At 61.0% G+C, this 20,518-nt stretch carries 14 protein-coding genes; 1 reads left to right on the top strand and 13 read right to left on the bottom strand.

Going from position 1 to position 20,518, the window contains the following annotated elements:
- Positions 1-12: 12 nt before the first annotated feature.
- The 10 genes from yccS to betI all read right to left on the bottom strand — a co-directional run bounded on the left by yccS (position 13) and on the right by betI (position 14,775).
- Positions 13-2,196, bottom strand: coding sequence for a YccS family putative transporter (yccS, locus tag QK296_RS10525; protein WP_034133955.1), 2,184 nt, complete (start codon positions 2,194-2,196; stop codon positions 13-15).
- Between the two features lie 201 nt (positions 2,197-2,397).
- Positions 2,398-3,576 (bottom strand): NAD(P)/FAD-dependent oxidoreductase, encoded by a 1,179-nt coding sequence (locus tag QK296_RS10520; RefSeq protein WP_003194932.1) that lies wholly within the window; start codon positions 3,574-3,576, stop codon positions 2,398-2,400.
- Positions 3,577-3,726: 150 nt separating this feature from the next.
- A complete protein-coding gene (dbpA, locus tag QK296_RS10515) occupies positions 3,727-5,064 on the bottom strand; it encodes an ATP-dependent RNA helicase DbpA (RefSeq protein ID WP_232964675.1) in 1,338 nt (445 codons plus the stop codon).
- Between the two features lie 130 nt (positions 5,065-5,194).
- Positions 5,195-6,622: a multidrug transporter subunit MdtD gene (gene mdtD / locus QK296_RS10510; RefSeq protein ID WP_003194929.1), complete on the bottom strand. Its 1,428-nt coding sequence runs from the start codon at positions 6,620-6,622 to the stop codon at positions 5,195-5,197.
- Positions 6,623-6,658: 36 nt separating this feature from the next.
- Positions 6,659-7,549 carry an alpha/beta hydrolase gene (locus QK296_RS10505; protein WP_003194927.1) on the bottom strand — a complete coding sequence of 297 codons (891 nt, stop codon included), beginning with the start codon at positions 7,547-7,549 and terminating at the stop codon, positions 6,659-6,661.
- A gap of 197 nt (positions 7,550-7,746) precedes the next feature.
- Positions 7,747-9,063: a TldD/PmbA family protein gene (locus tag QK296_RS10500; RefSeq protein WP_169855694.1), complete on the bottom strand. Its 1,317-nt coding sequence runs from the start codon at positions 9,061-9,063 to the stop codon at positions 7,747-7,749.
- The gene (locus QK296_RS10495; RefSeq protein WP_003194924.1) at positions 9,063-10,505 is read right to left on the bottom strand and encodes a TldD/PmbA family protein; all 1,443 of its coding nucleotides are present in this window, start codon (positions 10,503-10,505) and stop codon (positions 9,063-9,065) included. The genes QK296_RS10500 and QK296_RS10495 overlap by 1 nt, the downstream gene beginning before the upstream one ends.
- Before the next feature lie 218 nt (positions 10,506-10,723).
- Positions 10,724-12,427, bottom strand: coding sequence for a choline dehydrogenase (gene betA / locus QK296_RS10490; RefSeq protein WP_282390895.1), 1,704 nt, complete (start codon positions 12,425-12,427; stop codon positions 10,724-10,726).
- Between the two features lie 171 nt (positions 12,428-12,598).
- Positions 12,599-14,071 (bottom strand): betaine-aldehyde dehydrogenase, encoded by a 1,473-nt coding sequence (gene betB, locus QK296_RS10485; RefSeq protein ID WP_003194920.1) that lies wholly within the window; start codon positions 14,069-14,071, stop codon positions 12,599-12,601.
- A gap of 110 nt (positions 14,072-14,181) precedes the next feature.
- Positions 14,182-14,775, bottom strand: a complete 594-nt coding sequence (betI, locus tag QK296_RS10480; RefSeq protein WP_034133950.1) for a transcriptional regulator BetI — start codon at positions 14,773-14,775, stop codon at positions 14,182-14,184.
- 389 nt (positions 14,776-15,164) lie between these two features.
- On the opposite strand from betI, the gene QK296_RS10475 reads away from it, so the two are divergent.
- Positions 15,165-17,099, top strand: a complete 1,935-nt coding sequence (locus QK296_RS10475; RefSeq protein WP_240520817.1) for a BCCT family transporter — start codon at positions 15,165-15,167, stop codon at positions 17,097-17,099.
- Between the two features lie 152 nt (positions 17,100-17,251).
- On the opposite strand, the gene choV is transcribed toward QK296_RS10475, so the two are convergent.
- The 3 genes from choV to QK296_RS10460 all read right to left on the bottom strand — a co-directional run bounded on the left by choV (position 17,252) and on the right by QK296_RS10460 (position 20,289).
- The gene (gene choV / locus QK296_RS10470; protein WP_282390894.1) at positions 17,252-18,430 is read right to left on the bottom strand and encodes a choline ABC transporter ATP-binding protein; all 1,179 of its coding nucleotides are present in this window, start codon (positions 18,428-18,430) and stop codon (positions 17,252-17,254) included.
- Complete coding sequence (gene choW / locus QK296_RS10465) at positions 18,427-19,272, bottom strand: choline ABC transporter permease subunit (RefSeq protein ID WP_003194913.1); 846 nt, start codon at positions 19,270-19,272, stop codon at positions 18,427-18,429. The genes choV and choW overlap by 4 nt, the downstream gene beginning before the upstream one ends.
- A gap of 69 nt (positions 19,273-19,341) precedes the next feature.
- The gene (locus QK296_RS10460; RefSeq protein ID WP_003194911.1) at positions 19,342-20,289 is read right to left on the bottom strand and encodes a choline ABC transporter substrate-binding protein; all 948 of its coding nucleotides are present in this window, start codon (positions 20,287-20,289) and stop codon (positions 19,342-19,344) included.
- Positions 20,290-20,518: the final 229 nt, after the last annotated feature.

The following is a 20,518-nucleotide window of genomic DNA, read 5'->3' as shown; positions in this document are numbered from 1 at the left end:
TGCGATAGCGGCCTAAGCCGCGCCGGTATCTTTGATCAGATGCGCCGCCAACGTACGCAACGGCCCCAACTGCCGGCAAATCAACGCCAACTGCGTCTGTACCAGCCGCTGCCCTTCGTCGATTTCATCGGGCATTTGCTCAAGCTCGGCTGCCAGCGCTTCCTCGGCATCGCTCTGTATCGCAATCGACTGTTTGTTGGCCAGGCCGGTGGCGATCTCATCAATGCTCGCCGCCAGGCTGTTGCCCGCGCCTTCGATCAAGTGCTCGCGTACGTCGGTCGGTAGCTGAGTATCGCGGTGTGCACCCAATCCGGATAAGTAGCTGAGCAAGGTGTGAGACAGCACCAGGAAGCGGAAGCCCACGTCGGCTTCCTTACGGAAATGCCCCGGCTCCATCAGCATATTCGCCAGGGTGGTGGACAACGCGGCATCGGCGTTGTGGGCATTGCGGCGGGCCAGGCGGTAAGCCAGGTCGTCGCTCTTGCCGGCGGCGTATTGCTGCATGATCTGGCGCAGGTAGATGCTGTTGCAAGTCAGGGTGTTGGCCAGCACTTTGTTCAAGCGTCGGCCTTGCCAGTCTGGCAGGAACAGGAACACCGCCAGGCCCGCGATCAGGCTACCGAGCAACGTATCGAACAGGCGCGGCAGGAACAGCCCATAACCATCGCCCACCTGGTTGAAGCAGAACAGCACCATCAGGGTGATCGCCGCCGTTGCCAGGGTGTAGCGGGTGGTGCGGTTGATAAAGAACACCAGGCCTGCGGCGATAGCGAACATCGACTGCACCACCGGGTTGGGGAACAGATCGAACAGCGCCCAGGCCACGGTGAGGCCGATGGCGGTGCCGATGATCCGCTGGCCGAGTTTGCGCCGGGTGGCGCCGTAACTCGGCTGGCACACGAACAGGGTGGTGAGGATGATCCAGTAGCCCTGGGACGCGTGAATGGCGTGCAGGGTGGCGTAGCCGACGGTCAATGCCAGGGACAGGCGCAGGGCATGGCGAAACAGCAGCGAGGTGGGCGTCAGTTGGGTGCGCAGGCGCGTCCACATTTCCTTGAGGTTGCGCGGGGCGCGGTCCAGCAGATTGCTGTCGGTGGCGTCGGCCAGGGCATCGGGATTGCTGGCGTCGCCCAGCAGGCGGTCGAGGGTGGACAGGTTGGCCGCCAAGGCGCGCAGTGAACGCAGCAGGCCACGCCAGGCCGGGTTGCTCTGGATGCGCAGGTGCTCCAGGGACGCGTTGAGGTCGCCCAGGGCTTGGGCAAAGCTATCGTCATAGATGAACGGTTGGCGCAGTTGGATCGACTCTGCCAGGGTCTGGCAGGCCTTGCCTTGCTGGCGCAGCAAGCGCTGGCAACGAAATAGCACATCGCTGTGGAAGAAGGCTTCAGTGAGGGCGTTGTAGGGGTAGTGAGAGGAACTGGCGCGCTCGTGAATGTCCTGGGCCAGGAAGTAGAGCTTCAGGTAGCGACTGACCTTCGAGCCCGGACGCCCATTGCCGACGCGGTGCAGGATGATTTCCTTTGCGGCATTCAGCGCAGCCACTACCCGGCCATTTTGCTGGGCCAGCTCCAGGCGCCGCGCTTCTACATCCAGCTGCCGGATCGGTTCGAACAACGATGACTTGAGCTTGAGGTAACGCCCCAGCTCGCGGAACAACCGCGCCAGGCTCTGCTGCACCGGCTGGTTGGAAAACAGCGCCTGCCACAGCACCGACAACGCGCCGTACCAGGCGGCACCGGCGACCAGCAGCAGGGGCTCATGCCAGAAATCCGTGACGGCGCCGCCGCGCTGGTCCACGCCGATCATGGTGTAGACCGACAGAATCAAGGTGGCCGAGGCAATCGCGCCATAGCGTTCGCCCAGTGCGCCGAGCATGGTCAGGCCGAAACTGGCCAGGGCCAGGGCGATGGCAAATATCCAGGGGTAAGGGAACAGCAGCTCCACCGACAGCGCGGCAATGCTGAAACACACCAGTGTCACCGCCAGCGCGTTGAGGCGGCCTTGCCAGCTGTCATCGGTCTCGGCCAGGGCGCTGGCGATAATCCCCAGGAAGAGCGGGATCAGCAGCGTCATTTCATCCTGGTACCAACACAACGCCATGCTGCCGGTGAGGGCGATGAACACCCGTACGCTGTAGCTGAATTTATCCAGCGCCCACAGGCGCCGCATGGACTGCTTGAACGAGGTCGATGACATGAAGTCTGGAGTCTTCCGGGACGTTGTCGCTAAATTGAGCCAGTAATGACGCCACGGCAAGCGTGGCGATCACATCGGACAGCAAAATGTTCAGTAACACTGCAAAACCAATGTGGGCTTGCCTGCGATAACGATGTGGGATTCAACGCCGCTATCGCAGGCAAGCCAGCTCCCACAGGGGATTGCATTTCAAGGTGCAAGTCAGGCGTATTGCGCGGCCGCGTAGCCCGAGGCCCAGGCCCACTGGAAATTGAACCCGCCCAGGTGGCCGGTCACATCCAGCACTTCGCCGATAAAGTACAGGCCGGGGCTTTTCAGTGATTCCATGGTCTTGGACGACACTTCCCGAGTATCCACCCCGCCCAATGTCACCTCGGCAGTGCGATAACCCTCGGTGCCGGCCGGTACCAGTTGCCAGCTCCCCAGCTTTTGCGCGATATCGGCCATTTCAGCGTGGGTGTACTGCTTCATCGGTTTGGATTCGAACCAGCTTTGAGCCAGCAGATTGGCCATTTTCTTGGTGAAGATCTCGCCCAGCAGGGTTTTTAACTCGCTGTTGGGGTGTTCGGCCTGTTGCTGTTGCAGCCAGGCATGGGCGTCGTGGTCGGGCAGCAGGTTGATTTCCACCGTGTCGCCGGAGTGCCAATACGAGGAAATCTGCAAAATTGCCGGCCCGCTCAGGCCGCGGTGAGTGAACAGGATGTTCTCGCGAAAGCTCTGGCCGTTGCAGCTCACCAGGCAGTCGACCGAGGTGCCGGACAACTCGCCGCACAACTCCTTGAGCTGGTCGGTGATGGTGAACGGCACCAGCCCGGCGCGGGTCGGCAGCAGTTCGTGGCCGAATTGCTTGGCCACTTGGTAACCGAAGCCGGTGGCGCCCAGCGTCGGGATCGACAAACCGCCCGTGGCGATCACCAGGGATTCACAGCGCAGTTCACCCAGGGTGGTTTGCAGTTGATAGCCGCTTTCGAGCTTGGCGATGGCCTCGATGGAGGTGTCCAGGTGCAGGCTCACGCCGGTCTGGATGCACTCGTCGAGCAGCATGCCGAGGATGTCGCTGGACTTGTTGTCGCAGAACAGCTGGCCGAGTTTCTTCTCGTGGTACGGCACGCCGTGTTTGGCCACCAGCCCGATAAAATCCCACTGCGTATAACGGGCTAGGGCGGATTTGCAGAAGTGCGCGTTGTGCGAGAGGAAATTGGCCGGCTCGGTGTACATGTTGGTGAAGTTGCAGCGGCCGCCACCGGACATCAGGATCTTCTTGCCGGCTTTGTTGGCATGGTCGATCAACATCACCTTACGCCCACGCCCGGCGGCGGTCAGCGCGCACATCAAGCCTGCGGCGCCGGCGCCAATGATCACAACTTCGGTCGAGCGCACAGCCATGTCCTCACAAAACTATTGATTTGAAATGCCATCAACCCTGTGGGAGCTGGCTTGCCTGCGATAGCGGTAGTGGATTCACCGTCGCTATCGCAGGCAAGCCAGCTCCCACATTGATTCGGTTCCTGCAATGGGAACTCGGTGTTATTACAAAATACGCACGCGCAGCGAACGGCCCTTGATCTTGCCGTCATTCAAACGCTGCAACGCCTGCTTGGCGATGCCGCGCTCCACGGCCACGAAGGCCTGGAAATCAAAGATCGCGATCTTGCCGACCTGGGCACCCGGAATGCCAGCTTCACCGGTCAACGCACCGAGGATGTCGCCTGGGCGCACCTTGTCTTTACGCCCGGCGGCGATGCACAGGGTGCTCATCTGCGGCAACAACGGGCCACCGCTTTGCGGCTTGAGGTTGTCCAGTTGGTCCCAGTTCAGCGGCGACTTCTGCAGTTGCTCGATGGCCTGGGCGCGGTGGGCTTCGGACGGCGCCACCAGGCTGATGGCGATGCCGGTTTCGCCGGCGCGGCCGGTACGGCCTACACGGTGGATGTGAATTTCCGAGTCGCGGGCCAGTTCGACGTTGATCACCATGTCCAGGGCGTCGATGTCCAGGCCACGGGCGGCAACGTCGGTGGCCACCAGCACCGAGGTGCTGCGGTTGGCAAACATCGCCAGTACCTGGTCACGGTCGCGCTGTTCCAGGTCACCATGCAGGCCAACGGCGGAGATGCCCTTGGCGGTCAGGTGGTCGACGGTTTCCTGCACTTGCTGCTTGGTAAAGCAGAACGCCACGCAGGAGGCCGGGCGGAAGTGCGCCAGCACCTTGGTCACGGCGTCCATGCGCTCTTCCGGGGAGATCTCGTAGAAGCGCTGTTCGATCTGGTCGTCGGAGTGGAACGCTTCGGCTTTCACTTGCTGAGGCGCACGCATGAACTTGGAAGCGAGCTGCTTGATGCTCACTGGGTACGTGGCCGAGAACAGCAGGGTTTGGCGGCGCGGCGGGGTCTTGCTGATGATGTCTTCGATGGCGTCGTAGAAGCCCATGTCGAGCATGCGGTCGGCTTCGTCGAGGATCAGAGTGTTCAAACCGTCCAGCACCAGCGAGCCTTTACGCAGGTGCTGCTGGATACGGCCCGGCGTGCCGACGATAACGTGGGCGCCGTGCTCCAGGGAGGCGATCTGCGGGCCGAGGGACACGCCGCCGCACAGGGTCAGTACCTTGATGTTGTCTTCGGCGCGGGCCAGGCGACGGATTTCCTTGGCGACCTGGTCGGCCAGCTCGCGAGTCGGGCACATCACCAGCGCCTGGCAACCGAAGTAGCGCGGGTTGATCGGGTTCAACAAGCCGATGCCGAATGCAGCGGTCTTGCCGCTGCCGGTCTTGGCCTGGGCAATCAGGTCCAGCCCTTTGAGGATCACCGGCAAGCTTTGCGCCTGGATCTGCGTCATCTCGACGTAACCCAGCGAGTCGAGGTTAGCCAGCATGGCGGCGGACAGGGGCAAAGTATTAAAAGCGGTGGCGATGGTAGTCACGGGACTGGCTCTGCAAAACAAAATGTCGCGCAGTGTACCAGTCTCGTGGGATTTTCCTCGCAAGTTCTCGACGAGACGCCCGTTAGTGCTCGATATCGTGCTCGCGGCTGACCACGCGTTTGCCGTCCTTGGGCGACAGTTGCAGGAAGATCGCCGCCGCCAGCATCGCCATGATGCCCACGGTGAGGAAGGTCAGTTGAAAGGCGCCCAGCACCGTATTGACCCCGTCATTGCCGGCTTCGGCGGTAAAGCCGCCGAGCAATGCACCGGCACAGGCCACGCCCAGGCTCAGGGACAACTGCGCCACCACCGACAGCAAGCTGTTGCCGCTGCTGGCCTGGGCGTCGTCGAGGTCGATCAGGGTGACGGTGTTCATGGCGGTAAATTGCAGGGAGTTGATGGCCCCCAGTACCGCCAGCATGGCCAACAGCAGCGGGTAGGGCGTTTGTTCGCTGACCAGGCCCATGCTCGCCAGCATCAGGCCCAGGGCCAGGGTATTGCCGGTCAGGACGATGCGGTAGCCGAGGCGTTCGATAAGCGGGCGCGCGATGGATTTGGCGAACATTGCCGCCGCCGCCAGCGGCAGCATGCTCATGCCCGCTTCTGACGGCGAATAGCCCAGCGCCACTTGTAACAACAGCGGCACCAGGAACGGCAGTGCGCCGCTGCCCAGGCGCGCAAACAGGTTGCCGAGGATCCCCACGGCAAAGGTGCGCGTCTTGAACAGCACCGGCGAGAACAGCGGGTTATCGATGTGCCCGGCGCGCAGCCAGTACGCCGCCAGGCAGGCAAGCCCGCCGAACAACAGCAACATCACCCGCAGGTGCGGCAGGTGCAGTTCGCCCAGGCCCTCCATGGCGATGGTGATCAGCACCATCGCCGCGCCGAACAGCAGGAAGCCCAGGCCGTCAAAGCGCGTGCGCTCGCTGCCGCGCAGATCGGGGATGAATTTCCACACGGCATAGCAGCCGATCATGCCCACCGGCAGGTTGATCAGGAAGATCCAGTGCCAGGTCAGGTATTGCACCATCCAGCCGCCCATCGTCGGGCCAAGCAAGGGGCCGAGCAGGCCGGGAATGGTGATGAAGCCCATGATCCGCACCAGCTCGGAGCGCGGATAAGCCCGCAGCACCACCAGCCGCCCGACCGGCAGCATCAGCGCACCGCCCAGGCCCTGGACCACCCGTGCGCCCACCAGCATGCTCAAGCTACTGGACAGCGCACACAGCAGCGACCCGATGCTGAACAGCATGATCGCGCCAAAGAAAATCTTCTTGGTGCCGAAGCGGTCAGCGATCCAGCCCGATGCGGGAATCAGCAAGGCAACGGTGAGCATGTAGGCGATCACCACCCCTTGCATGCGCAGCGGGTTTTCCGCGAGGTCCTGCGCCATGGCTGGCAGCGCGGTGTTGAGAATCGTCCCATCCAGCGACTGCATGAAGAAAGCAATCGCTACCACCCAAGGGAGCCAGCGGGCGGTCTTGGCATCGAGAGGGGCACGATTCGGCATGGGATCCCTTTTAATTAGCAGGCTATGTGTCGGCGATTATGCGCTAACCCTTGGGATTTTTCCCACTGCTGGTTCGGTTAAAGCCGATAACGCGGCATGCGCTCCTACTAGAAAATCCACCAAGACGCGGTGCACTGCAAACGCCGCTTCCGGTGATTCAAGGTCCAGCAGGTGGCCGGTGCGTTCGGCCACGGCAAAGCTGCTGCGGCCTACATAGTGTTTGAACAGCTGGGCCTCGTCGGCCGGGGTGTATTCGTCCAGCGCGCCGTTGAGAAAGTGTACTGGTGTTTCAATCTGCTTGAGCGCCGGCAAGTAGTTGCCATCGCCCAAGCTCAGCACCTGATGAATATGAAAGCGCGCCTGGCGGTACTCGGTGGTGGCCATGGTCGACAGGTGCCGATGGTTATTGCGTTTGAGGCGCGCCGACAGGTATTTGCCCACCGTTTCGTTGAGCAGATGGCCGACCGCCGACTTGTCATCAGCCTCGATCAGCACACGCACGCGCTCGACATATTCCAGCATCGCCTGGTTGAGGTTGGGCGCCAGGGCCATCACCACCGAGCTTTCGATGGAGGGCGGGTTGTGCGCCAGGGTCAACAGCGTGGAGATGCCGCCCCATGAGGCCGAGACCAGATGATTGACTTTGAAACGCGCCACCAAGGCCCGCAGGATTTGCACTTCGTCGTCCTTGGTGACCAGGTCGAGTTCGGTGTTGTGCTCGCGCGACAAACCAGAGAATGGCAAGTCGAACAGCAGGACATTGAAGTGCTCGGCCAGGCATTTGCTGGTACGGGCAAAGGAGCGCGTGGTGGATAGCGCGCCGTTAACCATCAGTACGGTTTTTCTGTGCGGGTCGTTACCCAGTTGCTCTACGTGAACGTTGTAGTGCTTGTACAACTTCTCAATGACAAAACTTCCATGGTTCATCTCAAGACTCCAGCTTGCCTTTCCCAGGCAAGGTTATGCTCTCGTGGGCAGGGGTGGCGGGATAGACGTTTCTTTGCAGTGCAGGTTATTGCTCTGTAGGAGCGAGCTTGCTCGCGAAAAACGTCAACGATAACGCAGTGCTGATAGCCAACCGGCGGTGTCTGTAAGTTCTTCGCGAGCAAGCTCGCTCCTACGGTTTATAAGGTCAGCGTCAGGCGTTTTACCAAAGCGCCTGGCAACAGGTTGGAAGCGGTGTTGCGCTGGTCATAGGTACTGGCCGACAACAGCAGCTCCCGATCAGCAGTCAGCGCTTCCAATTGCGAACCGAGCAACTGATAGACACTGTCGTCAAAGCGCATGGTGCTGACCGGCGCCTGGATCTCGCCGTTTTCCACCCAGAAGGTCGCGAAGCGCGTCATGCCGGTCAGGCGCGCTGCCGGCAGGTCGGAATAGTTCAGGTACCAGAGGTTGCTGATATACAGCCCGGTGCCCAACTGCTTGAGAATATCGGCCTGGGCCAGGCTGCCGGCCGCCATTTGCAGGGCGCTGGGCGACTCGTCGCTGCTGGCGCCGTTGGTGCTCAAGCCGTATTCGGCGGCGCTGCGCGAGTTGACCAACTGGCCCTCGGCCTTGCCTGCGTTGATCAGAGTGACATCCTCACGCGGGTAGCCTTCAGTGGAAAACGCCTGGCTCAGGGAGCCGCTGATCTGCTCATCCACCGTCACCAGCGGGCTCAGTAACTGATCACCCGCGTACAGGCGTTGCAACGAACTGCCTTTGCTGGCGATGGCCTGGGCCGAAAAACCACCCCAGGTGATGATGCTGATGATTTCTTCCAGCGCTGCCGGCGCAAGGTAAGCGCGGTATTGGCCGGGCGCCAGGGTGTGCAGCGGGCGACCGAGAAACGCCAGTTGCTCCCGGGCCTGTTGGAAGCGCGCGGCGAATTCGGCGCTGTTCCAGGTGTGCCCGGCGTAGCTGGCTTTTACCGCTTCGCCATTGGCGTGGAACAGGCTGAAGTCGAAATTGAAGCTGTTAGCCCGGTGCCAGCCGAACGCCCCCGTTGAGCTGGCGAAACCACGGCTGATCGGGCCGGCGGCGTAGAAGCCAACCAGGTCCACGCCGTCGGCGGCCTGGCTGATATCGTCCAGCACCTGGGGCAGTTCCGGCAGGGGGCGCAGCTGTTCGTTATGGTTGTGCCAGGCGTCGGGGTTCAACAGCAGGTACGGGTCAGGCGGCAATAGCGGCAAGGTTTCGCGCAGTTGTTGCAGGCCATTCGCCAGGCGCTGGCGATCCAGCTCCGCTTCGCCCGACAGGGTGATACCCAGGTCGGCGTGGCGCCCAGCGTTGATCAATTTGAGGTTCAGGCTGGCCTGCTGTACCTGGCCGGCCTGGCGCACCTGCGCGTGGTTGAAGCGCACGAACTCGGACGCTTCATCCGCGTAGCCGAGGTGAAATTGTTCTTGATCGGTGACCGCCTGCTTGAGCCAGTCCACCAGTGCCTTGAAGTGGTTCATCAGGCATCTCCCCCAAATACATCGACATTGCTGAATACACAGGCCGGCGACGCATGGCCGACGCGGATCACCTGGTTGGGTTCGCCTTTGCCGCAGTTTGGCGTGCCCAACACCTTGAAGGTGCTGGCGTCGCCCACCGCGCTGAGCTTGCGCCAGAACTGCGCGGAAATCGCCCGGTAGTTGGGGTTCTTCACCACGCCCTTGAGTTCGCCGTTTTCGATCAACTGGCCCCACTCGCAGCCGAACTGGAACTTGTTGCGCGCATCGTCGATGGACCACGAACGGTTGGTCGACATCAGGATGCCGTTCTCGATGCCGCCCACCAGTTGCGCGAGGCTTTTATCGCCAGGCTCGATATTCAGGTTGGCCATGCGGTCGATGGGCGCACGGTTCCAGCCGCAGGCGCGGCTGTTGGCAACGCCTGGCAGGTTGGCGCGAAATTGCGACAAGGCCCCGCCCAACGGCTTGAGCAGCAGGCCCTCGCGAATCAGAAATTGCTTGCTGGCAGGCGTGCCGTCGTCGTCATGGCCGTAGCTGGCAAGCTGTTCGGGGATGTCAGGGTCGAAGGTGACATTAAGCAACGGTGAGCCATATTGCAGGTGGCCGAAGTCGCTGGCTTTCACAAAACTGGTGCCGGCGTAATTGCGCTCGTCACCGAGGATGCGATCCAGCTCCAGCGGATGGCCGATGGACTCGTGGATCTGCAGGATCATCTGGTCGGGCATCAGCAGCAGGTCACGCGGGCCGTGGGGCGTATTCGGTGCGAGCAGCAATTGCAGGGCTTCGTCGGCCACTTTGCGGGCGGCGCCCACCAGGCCAAAGCGCTGGATCACGCCGGCACTGCCTTGCTGGCCGAAGTTGGTGCCGCCCAGGGTACGGGTCTGGCTGTCGTTGCCGTCGAAGGCGGTCACACTCAGGCCCGGAAAGACAAAGCGCTGGGCCTGACGCAATTGCGCGCCGGCGCTGTTGAGGTAGATCTGTTCGACCCGCGTGGTTCCCAGGCTGACTTCCCAGCTCACCAGGCGCTCATCCTTGGGCACGGCGGCGGACTCATCGCCGAGCAATTGGTAGCAGTCGCTCAGGGATGGGAAGGGCTGGTCGAGGTCGGGCGACAGGTAGTCGGCGACGTCGCTGGACACCGGCTGCTGGTGCAGGTCGAGCAGGGCGTGGGGCTTGATCAACCGGGCTTGCTGTTCAGCACGCTCAAGGGCGGCTTGCAGGCCGGCAAGGGAAATATCGTTGGTCGCGGCGTAGGCTTCTACCCCGTTGAGACGCACGGTGAGCATCGCGCCTTCGTCATGGCCCAGGTGAGGCGGCTCGGCGACGTTCTTGCGTACCGACAGGTACTGGCCGGATTCGCGTACGTAGCGCAGGGAGAAAAATTCGGCGGTGGTGCGCAGGGCGCTGAAGTGTTTCTTGAGCGTGGCGTGGTGTTCGAACATGGGGCCTTCCTTGTGGGCGGCTCGGCGCGGGCAGGCCAACAGAGTAGGCCTGGGCGGGGAGCTGATCAAGGGAGGTTTTGTTGTGTGATCGTCCCACGCTCTGCGTGGGAATGCCACCCTGGACGCTCTGCGTCCGCTCTTGAAGGGCGTGACGCAGAGCATCACAGGATGCGTTCCCACGCGGAGCGTGGGAACGATCAATCACTGGGGTGTTTCGGTTACTGCGCCAATGGCCCTACTTCACGCATAGGCTTGCCACGCACCGGCGCATCGCCTGCTACGTAGTAGTCAGCGGTGCTGCGCGGCAGCGGCTGGCGGCCACGGATCTTGTCGGCGATTTTCTCGGCGATCATGATCGTTGGCGCGTTCAGGTTGCCGGTAGTGATGATCGGCATGATCGAGGCATCGACCACACGCAAGCCCTGCATGCCATGCACGCGGCCTTCGCCATCGACTACGGCCATCTCGTCGGTGCCCATCTTGCACGAGCAGGACGGGTGGAACGCGGTCTCGGCGTGCTCGCGGATGAACTTGTCCAACTGGTCATCGGTTTGCACGTCGATGCCCGGGCTGATTTCGCGGCCACGGTACGGGTCCAGTGCCGGCTGCTGCATGATTTCGCGGGTCAGGCGGATGCCATCGCGGAACTCCTGCCAGTCCTGCTCGGTGGCCATGTAGTTGAAGAGGATGCTCGGGTAGTCCCGTGGGTTCTTCGACTTCAGCTGGATACGGCCACGGCTTGGCGAACGCATGGAGCCCATGTGCGCCTGGAAACCGTGCTCTTTCACACCGTTGCTACCGTTGTAGTTAATCGCCACCGGCAGGAAGTGGTACTGGATGTTCGGCCACTCGAATTCTTCGCGGGTACGGATAAACCCGCCCGCTTCGAACTGGTTGCTGGCGCCGATGCCGGTGCCGTTGAACAGCCATTCGGCACCAATTGCCGGCTGGTTGTACCAGAGCAGCGAGGGATACAGCGACACTGGCTGGGTGCACGCGTATTGCAGGTACAGCTCAAGGTGGTCCTGCAGGTTTTCACCCACGCCCGGCAGGTCGTGGACCACCGGGATGTCGAGGCTTTCCAGCAATTTGGCCGGGCCGACGCCGGAGCGTTGCAGCAGTTGCGGCGAAGCGATTGCGCCGCTGCACACCAGCACTTCTTTACGCGCACGGGCTTCAACGCGCTCTTCGGCGGCGCCGATCAGGTAACGCACGCCCACGGCACGCTTGCCTTCGAACAGTACTTTGTCGGTGAGGGCATGGGTGACGATGGTCAGGGTCGAACGTTTTTTAGCCGTGTCCAGGTAACCGCGAGCGGTGCTGGCGCGACGGCCGTTCGGCGTGACGGTACGGTCCATCGGGCCGAAGCCTTCTTGCTGGTAGCCGTTCAAGTCTTCGGTACGTGGGTAACCGGCCTGTACGCCTGCTTCAACCATGGCGTGGAACAGCGGGTTGTTGCCCGCTTTCGGCGTGGTCACGCTGACCGGGCCGTCGCCACCGTGCCAATCGTTGGGGCCGATGTCGCGGGTTTCGGCTTTGCGGAAATACGGCAGGCAGTCCAGGTAGGTCCAGTCTTCCAGGCCTGGCAGCTTCGACCAATTGTCATAGTCCATGGCGTTGCCGCGGATGTAGCACATGCCGTTGATCAGGGAAGAGCCACCCAGGCCCTTGCCGCGTCCGCACTCCATCCGGCGGCCGTCCATGTGTGGCTCTGGATCGGTTTCGTAGGCCCAGTTGTAGCGGCGGCCTTGCAGCGGGAAAGCCAGGGCGGCTGGCATTTGGGTACGGAAGTCGAGGCGGTAGTCCGGGCCACCGGCTTCCAGCAGCAAAACGGTGACGCCTTCGTCTTCGGTCAGACGGGTCGCCAGGGTGTTACCGGCGGAGCCGGCACCCACAATGATGTAATCGTATTCTTGGGACATGAATGTACCCTCTTTGAAGTGTGGTCAGGTCTGGCGAGTGCTTCGCACTCGATCGCAGGCAAGCCAGCTCCCACATTTGATCGGGTTCACACAGCGCAAATGTGGGAGCCGGGCTTGTCGAGTCGTCGCACCGCCGCGATGGCCTCACGGGCAATACAAGACTCGCTGGTGTTAGAACACCGAGGCGTAATCGCCCAATTCAACCTGTACCGATTTGATGCGGGTGAAGTTGTTCAGCGAGCTGATGCCGTTCTCACGGCCCACACCCGACTGCTTGTAGCCACCGACCGGCATTTTCGCGTCGGACTCGCCCCAAGCGTTGATCCAGCAGATACCGGCTTCCAACTGGTGAATCACGCGGTGGGCGCGGTTCAGGTCCTTGGTGACCAGGCCAGCGGCCAGGCCGAAGTCGGTGTCGTTGGCGCGACGGATCACTTCTTCTTCGGTTTCATAGGTGAGGATGCTCATCACCGGGCCAAAGATTTCTTCACGCACGATCACCATGTCATCAGTGCAGTCGGTGAACACAGTCGGAGCCACGAAGGCGCCTTTGGCGAAGTCGCCGTCGGTCAGGCGATCGCCGCCGCACAGCAGGCGTGCGCCTTGCTCTTTGCCTTTGGCGATGTAACCCAGCACGCTTTCCATGTGGGCGAAGCTGACCAGCGGGCCGAAGTTGGTGTTTTCGTCTTCCGGGTTGCCGATGCGGATGCGCGCCACACGCTCAACGATCTTGGCTTCGAACGCGGCTTGCAGGTGCTTGGGCACGAACACGCGGGTGCCGTTGGTGCAGACCTGACCGGAGCTGTAGAAGTTGGCCATCATGGCGGTGTCGGCGGCGCGGTCGAGGTCGGCGTCGTCGAAAATGATCAGCGGGGACTTGCCGCCCAGCTCCATGGTCACGTCTTTGAGCGAGGAGCTCGACGCGCTGGCCATGACTTTCTTGCCAGTGTCGGTGCCGCCGGTGAAGGAGACTTTTTCGATGCGCGGATGCTCGGTCAGCCAGGTGCCGACTTCACGGCCGCTGCCGGTCAGTACGTTGAACACGCCCGCTGGAACGCCAGCCTCGGTGTAGATCTCGGCCAGTTTCAGGGTGGTCAGCGAGGTGACTTCGCTTGGCTTGAAGATCATCGCGTTACCGGCAGCCAGGGCCGGTGCGGATTTCCACAGGGCGATCTGGATCGGGTAGTTCCACGCGCCGATACCGGCAACCACGCCCAATGGCTCGCGGCGGGTGTAGACAAACGAAGTGTCGCGCAGTGGGATCTGCTCGCCTTCGATGGCAGGCACCAGGCCGGCGTAGTATTCCAGTACGTCAGCACCGGTGACGATGTCGACGTACTTGGTTTCGGAGAAAGCTTTACCGGTGTCCAGGGTTTCCAGGGCGGCCAGCTCATCGTTGCGCTCGCGCAGGATGTCCACGGCACGACGCAGGATGCGCGAACGCTCCATGGCGGTCATGGCGGCCCAGATTTTCTGGCCTTTTTCAGCGCTGACCACGGCACGTTCAACGTCATCGAAGGTGGCGCGTTGCACTTGGGCGAGAACTTCACCGTTAGCCGGGTTGATGGCTTCGAAGGTGGCATCGCTGCCAGCGTCGCTGTAGCCGCCGTCAATGTAGAGTTTTTGCAGGTCGAAACGGGCCATAAAGTCCTCGCAAGTGCATAAGTGGTTGGCGTTACCCGCCGAACAGTGGGCCATGGGGTTGTGGCAACACTGAGCGGCGGACGTTCAGGGGTTGAGCGGTTATGTGTGCTCTAACTCACCTGCTTGGCCAATTGGAAATCCATGTATTCGTAAGCGATCCGTTGCGCCTGCGCCGTGTCGAAAGCGTCTCCCGACAGGGCGCCGCGCAACCACAAACCGTCGATCAGGGCCGCCAGGCCTCGGGCTGCTTTGCGTGCGTGCGGCAGCGGCAGCACTCGGCGGAACTGGCAGCACAGGTTGGAATACAGACGTTGATCGTTGATCCGCTGCAACCTGTGCAATGACGGGTGGTGCATGCTGGTGGCCCAGAAGGCCAGCCAGGTTTTCATTGCCGGGCCGCTGACCTGGCTGGCGTCGAAGTTGCCTTCGATGATCACCTGAAGGTGCGCCCGTGGGCTGTCATCCTTCAAGGCACGCCTGCGTTCTTGCACGTTCTCGATCAGCGCATTCATCAAGTAGCGCATCGTCGCTGCGATCAGGCCGTTCTTGTCCTGAAAGTAGTGGCTGATGATGCCGTTCGAGACGCCGGCCAGACGGGCGATCAGCGCAATGCTGGCATCTCCCATCCCGACCCGATCAATGGCCGTCAACGTGGCTTCGATCAACTGCTGGCGGCGTATGGGTTGCATACCGACCTTGGGCATGTAGCACCTCTCCTTAGGCCTGCCGATGGGCGATCCACGTCCGTCGGCTTGAGGGCCAGTCTATTTTGTTTTGATTGAACGTTCAATCAACAAAGAATAAGATCTGCGACAAATGGTCGCTGCCTACAGATGTTTCCTACCTGCGAGCTGCAACCTTCGACACCTGCAAAAACCCTTGAAACAGGCCACTTCAGAGCCTGATCACCGCCTTGGCGGGCTCAAGAATTTTGGGGTGTCTTTATAACACCCGTCCGTCGACTGCCGAAAAATCGATGTCCCGGGATAACCGTTGCCTTGTGTTTCTCTCTCGCACTGCCTGGAGCATCTGCGCCATGAGTTCTGCCTCTCTTATAAAGACCCCACCGGAAAAGGTTCGGGTCAACGGTTGGGTGTTCTACACCTCCACCGCGCTGATTTTATTGTTGACCGCCATTCTGATCGTCGCCCCGCAGGAGGCCGGGCGCCTGCTCGGCGTAGCACAGGCCTGGCTGTCGAAAAGCTTTGGCTGGTACTACATGGTGGTCATCGCTGCCTACCTGGTGTTTGTGGTCGGCCTGGCGTTTTCGTCCTATGGGAAACTTAAGCTGGGTGCGAAGGACGATACCCCAGACTTCAGCTACGGCGCCTGGGCCGGCATGTTGTTCTCGTCGGGTATCGGCATCTCGCTGTTGTATTTCGGTGCGTCCGAGCCGTTGGACCACTACTTCAACCCGCCCGAAGGCGCTGCCGCCAGCAATGGCGCGGCACGCCAGGCGCTGCAACTGACCTTCTTGCACTGGGGGCTGCACGGGTGGGCGATCTATGCGCTGGTGGGCCTGGCCGTGGCGTACTTTGCCTACCGCCACAACCAGCCGCTGGCCTTGCGTTCGGCGCTGTACCCGCTGGTGGGCGAGCGTTGGGTGAAGGGCGCCGCCGGCCATGCGGTAGACGGTTTCGGCATGTTCGTGACCCTGCTGGGTCTGGTGACCAACCTGGGGATCGGCTCGATGCAGGTGTCGTCGGGGCTGGAAAACCTGTTCGGCATGGAGCACAGCAATACCAATTTGCTGATCGTGATCATCGTGATGAGCACCGTGGCGACCATCGCTGCCGTGTCGGGTGTGGAAAACGGCATTCGCCGCCTCTCCAACCTCAACATCGTGCTGTTCAGCGGTTTGTTGATCTTTGTGCTGTTGTTCGGCCCTACCTTGCACCTGCTCAATGGCCTGGTGCAGAACACCGGTGATTACCTCAACGGTATCGTGCTCAAAACCTTCGACCTGTATGTGTACGAAGGCGACGGTGCCAAGACCGAACGCTGGATGGGCCTGTGGACCCTGTTCTACTGGGCCTGGTGGATTTCCTGGGCGCCATTTGTAGGCATGTTCATCGCGCGTATTTCCCGTGGGCGTACCGTGCGTGAACTGGTGGCTGGCGTATTGCTGATCCCGTTGGGCTTTACCCTGGCGTGGCTGTCGATCTTCGGCAACTCGGCCCTGGATTTGGTGTTGAACCATGGGGCCGTGGAGTTGGGCAAGACGGCGCTGGAGCAACCGTCCATGGCCATCTACCAACTGCTTGAGCATTACCCCGCGTCGAAAGTAGTGATCGGCGTGTCGATCTTCGTGGGCTTCGTGTTGTTCCTGACACCAGCGGATTCCGGCGCGGTGATGATGGCCAACCTTTCTTGCAAAGGCGGCAACGTGGATGAAGACGCGCCGCACTGGTTGCGTATCTTCTGGTCGGCGGTGATCACCCTGGTGACCATCGGCCTGCTGTTTGCCGGTAACTTCGAAGCCATGCAAACCATGGTGGTGCTGGCGGGGCTGCCGTTCTCGGTGGTGCTGGTGTTCTTTATGTTCGGTTTGCACAAGGCCATGCGCCAAGACGTGGCCATCGAACAGGAGCAGGCGCAATTGGCTGAACGCGGGCGTCGTGGTTTCAGCGAGCGTTTGAGCGCCCTGGACCTGCAACCGAGCCAGGCCACCGTGCAGCGCTTTATGGACAAACACGTAACGCCGGCGTTGGAAGAAGCTGCGATTGCGTTGCGTGATCAGGGCCTGGAAGTGCAGACCTTGCTGGGCAAATCCAAACGCTGCATCGGCGTGCGGATCGAGATGGACGAAGGCAACCCGTTTGTCTACGAAGTGAGCCTGGATGGCTACTCGGCGGCGCCGGCTGACCTGCCTGAAGAAGAGCGCACCCGTTACTACCGTGCCGAGGTGTACCTGCACAACGGGCCTCAGGAGTATGACCTGATGGGCTTCACCCAGGAGCAGATCACCCGGGATGTGCTCGATCAGTTTGAAAGCCATCGGCAGCTCCTTGGCCGGGTCTATAGCTGATAGTTGAGCTGGCGGCGCCTTCACTGGCGCCGCTGTTGCAAGCATTGAATGCGGTCGAATGTGGGAGCTGGCTTGCCTGCGATAGCTATGTTGGATTCACCCTTGCTATCGCAGGCTAGCCAGCTCCCACATTGACCGCATTCCTTTAGCAGTCAACCCAGGTTCTTGCCCAGCAGGGCGTGGTAGAGCTCACTGTCTCCCAAAATCCCCACCACTTTGTTGTTGTCGTGCAGCACAAGCTTGTTGCCTGTCTGGTAGCGAATCTGCAACGCATCGCGCATGCCGATGTTCGAGTCCACCAGGGTCGGTACGCGGCCCAAGCCTTCCACGGCTTGCCCTGGCGCCCAGTTCTGCAGGTTCATCGTCACACCATTCTGGCGTGCGCCCCGGATGGTGTTGCCTTCCGCCAGGTCCAGCCAGGAGTCGCCACCCGGATCAAGGCACACCGAACCATTCACACGCGTGCAGTTATCCAGGGTGCGCATCAGGCTGCGCCCGCACAGCACGTTCAACGGGTTGGTATGGGCGACGAAGGTGCGCACATAGTCGTCCGCCGGGTTCAGCACGATCTCTTCCGGCACGCTGTACTGGATGATCTTGCCGTCTTTCATGATCGCGATACGGCTGCCGAGCTTGAGTGCTTCATCCAGGTCGTGGCTGACGAACACGATGGTCTTGCTCAATTTGCGTTGCAGTTCCAGTAGCTCATCTTGCAAGCCTTGGCGGATCAGCGGGTCGAGGGCCGAGAAGGGTTCGTCCATCAGCAGGATATCGGCGTCCATCGCCAGGGCGCGGGCCAGGCCGACGCGCTGCTGCATGCCACCGGACAACTCGTCGGGCTTCTTGTTGCGCCATTGGCTCAGGCCCACCAGTTCGAGTTTCTCGTCCACCAGTGTGCGTCGTTCTTTCTCTGGGCGGCCCTGCATTTCCAGGCCGAAGCTGATGTTCTCGCGCACCGTCAGCCAAGGCATCAGGGCGAACTTCTGGAACACCATGGCGATGCGTTTGGTGCGCATCATTTTCAGTTCGGCGGGGGTGCAGGAGGCGATGTCGATCTGACGCCCTTCATGCTCCACAAACAGCTGGCCACGGCTGACGGTATTGAGGCCGTTGATGCAGCGCAGCAAGCTGGACTTGCCTGAGCCCGAGAGGCCCATCAGCACACAGATCTCGCCTTTCTCGATGTCCAGGCTGGCCTTTTCAACGCCGACAATCTGCCCGGTCTTCTTCAGAATTTCGTTACGGCTCATGCCTTGGTCGAGCAGCTTGAGCGCTTCGCGTGGGTCTTTGGAAAAGATCACGTCGACTTTGTCGAATCGGATAATGCTCATGCATCACCCCCTACTTTAGCGTCGGGTTGTTTGCAGATACGGTCGAGCATGATGGCGAGCAACACAATGGCCAGGCCCGCTTCAAAGCCCAAGGCAATATCGGCGGTGTTGAGTGCGTTGACCACCGGCTTACCGAGGCCGTCGGCGCCTACCAGGGCCGCGATTACCACCATCGACAACGACAGCATGATGCATTGGGTAATGCCGGCAGCGATGCTCGGCATGGCGTGGGGCAGTTCAATGCGTGAGAGCAACTGGCGGCGCGAGCAGCCAAAGGCCTTGCCGGCGTCCATCAGCTCTTGCGGAACATCGCGGATACCCAGGTAGGTCAGGCGGATCGGCGCGGCAATCGCGAACACCACCGTGGAAATCAGCCCAGGCACCACACCCAGCCCGAAGAGGGTCAGGGTAGGGATGAGGTAGACGAAGGTCGGCACGGTCTGCATCAGATCGAGTACCGGCCGCATCATGGTGTAGAACATCGGTTTATGCGCGGCAACAATGCCCAGCGGCACACCGATGACCACGCAGACCAGGGTGGCGAACAGCACCTGCGCGAGGGTTTCCATGGTTTCCTGCCAGTACCCCAGGTTGAGGATCAGCAGGAAGGAGGCGATGACAAAAACAGTCAGTCCCCATTTACGTTGAATAAAGTGAGCCAGCAGCGCAATCAGACCGATCAATGCCAGTGGATTGAACCAGGTCAGCGCAAACGTCACGCCGTGGATCATCGTTTCCAGTGTCGATGCGATTGCGTCGAAGTAGTTGGCACCGTGTTGGGTCAACCAGTCGACGAAGGCAGCGATGTACTGGCCTAGTGGGATTTTCTGTTCAGTCAGCATGGTAGTGAATGTCCACATGCGAAGGGGAAAACATCCCAGGCCAGCGCACCGGCCTGGGGTCAGCGGGTGCTATTTGGCGAGGTAAGCTTTAACGGCATCGAGCCCTGGTTTGCCATCAACGGTGGTGACACCGGCGAGCCAGGTGTCGAGCACTTGCGGGTTCTTTTGCAGCCAGGCCTTGGCGGCAGCGTCGGCCTTCATCTTGTCGTCCAGGACGTTACCCATCAGGGTGCTTTCCATGTCGAGGGTGAACACCAGGTTCTTCAGCAACTGGCCGACGTTGCTGCATTCCTGGGTGTAGCCTTTGCGGGTGTTGGTATAGATGGTGGCCTGGCCGTAGTTGGGGCCGAACGAGTCGTCACCACCGGTCAGGTACTTCATCTTGAAGCGGGTGTTCATCGGGTGCGGTTCCCAGCCGAGGAACACGATGGCCTGGTTGCGCTTGGAAGCGCGTTCAACCTGAGAGAGCATGCCGGCTTCGCTGGATTCGACCACCTTGAAGCCGGCGGTTTTCAGGCCGAAGGCATCTTTGTCGATCAGTGTCTGGATGGTGCGGTTGCCATCGTTGCCCGGCTCGATGCCGTAGATCTTGCCGCCCAGCTCATCCTTGAATTTGGCGATGTCGGCGAAGTCTTTCAGGCCCTTGTCGTACAGCGCCTGTGGGACTGCCAGGGTGTACTTGGCGTTCTCCAGGTTGGCGCGCACGGTTTCCACGGTGCCGGCATCACGGTACTGCTTGATGTCGTTTTCCATGGTCGGCATCCAGTTGCCGAGGAAGATATCCATGTTCTTGCCGTCGGCCAGGGACTTGTAAGTCACCGGTACCGAAATCATCGTGGTGCGCGGCTTGTAGCCCAGGCCCTTGAGAATCTCGCTGGTGGTCGCGGTGGTGACGGTGATGTCGGTCCAGCCGACATCGGAGAAGTTGACGGTCTTGCACTGTTCCGGTTCTGCGGCGTATGCCACGACTGGCAGACTCAGCATGGCGGCCAACAACAACGAGGGTGAACCTTTCATGTGGGTAGACTCCTGTGTCTTTTCTGGCGGCATTCGCCGCGCTTTATAAGTGTTGCGGTTGGAGCGTGCGACAACAGCTCTGGCGCGGTGCCTTGCAAACGAGTCGAGACTGATCATGTACCAGTGAAAATCTGACGCCTACAGGGGGCGTCGTATCCAGTACAGGGAGGGTCGCATCCAGTACCGATGACGTCGCTTACAGGTTTTTCCGAAGGTAAAACTGCTGTTT

This window comes from Pseudomonas sp. AL10 (assembly GCF_029960685.1).
Lineage (GTDB): Bacteria > Pseudomonadota > Gammaproteobacteria > Pseudomonadales > Pseudomonadaceae > Aquipseudomonas > Aquipseudomonas lactis.
Note: the sequence above shows the minus strand (reverse complement) of the source record. Positions and strands in the feature narration are given on the sequence as shown.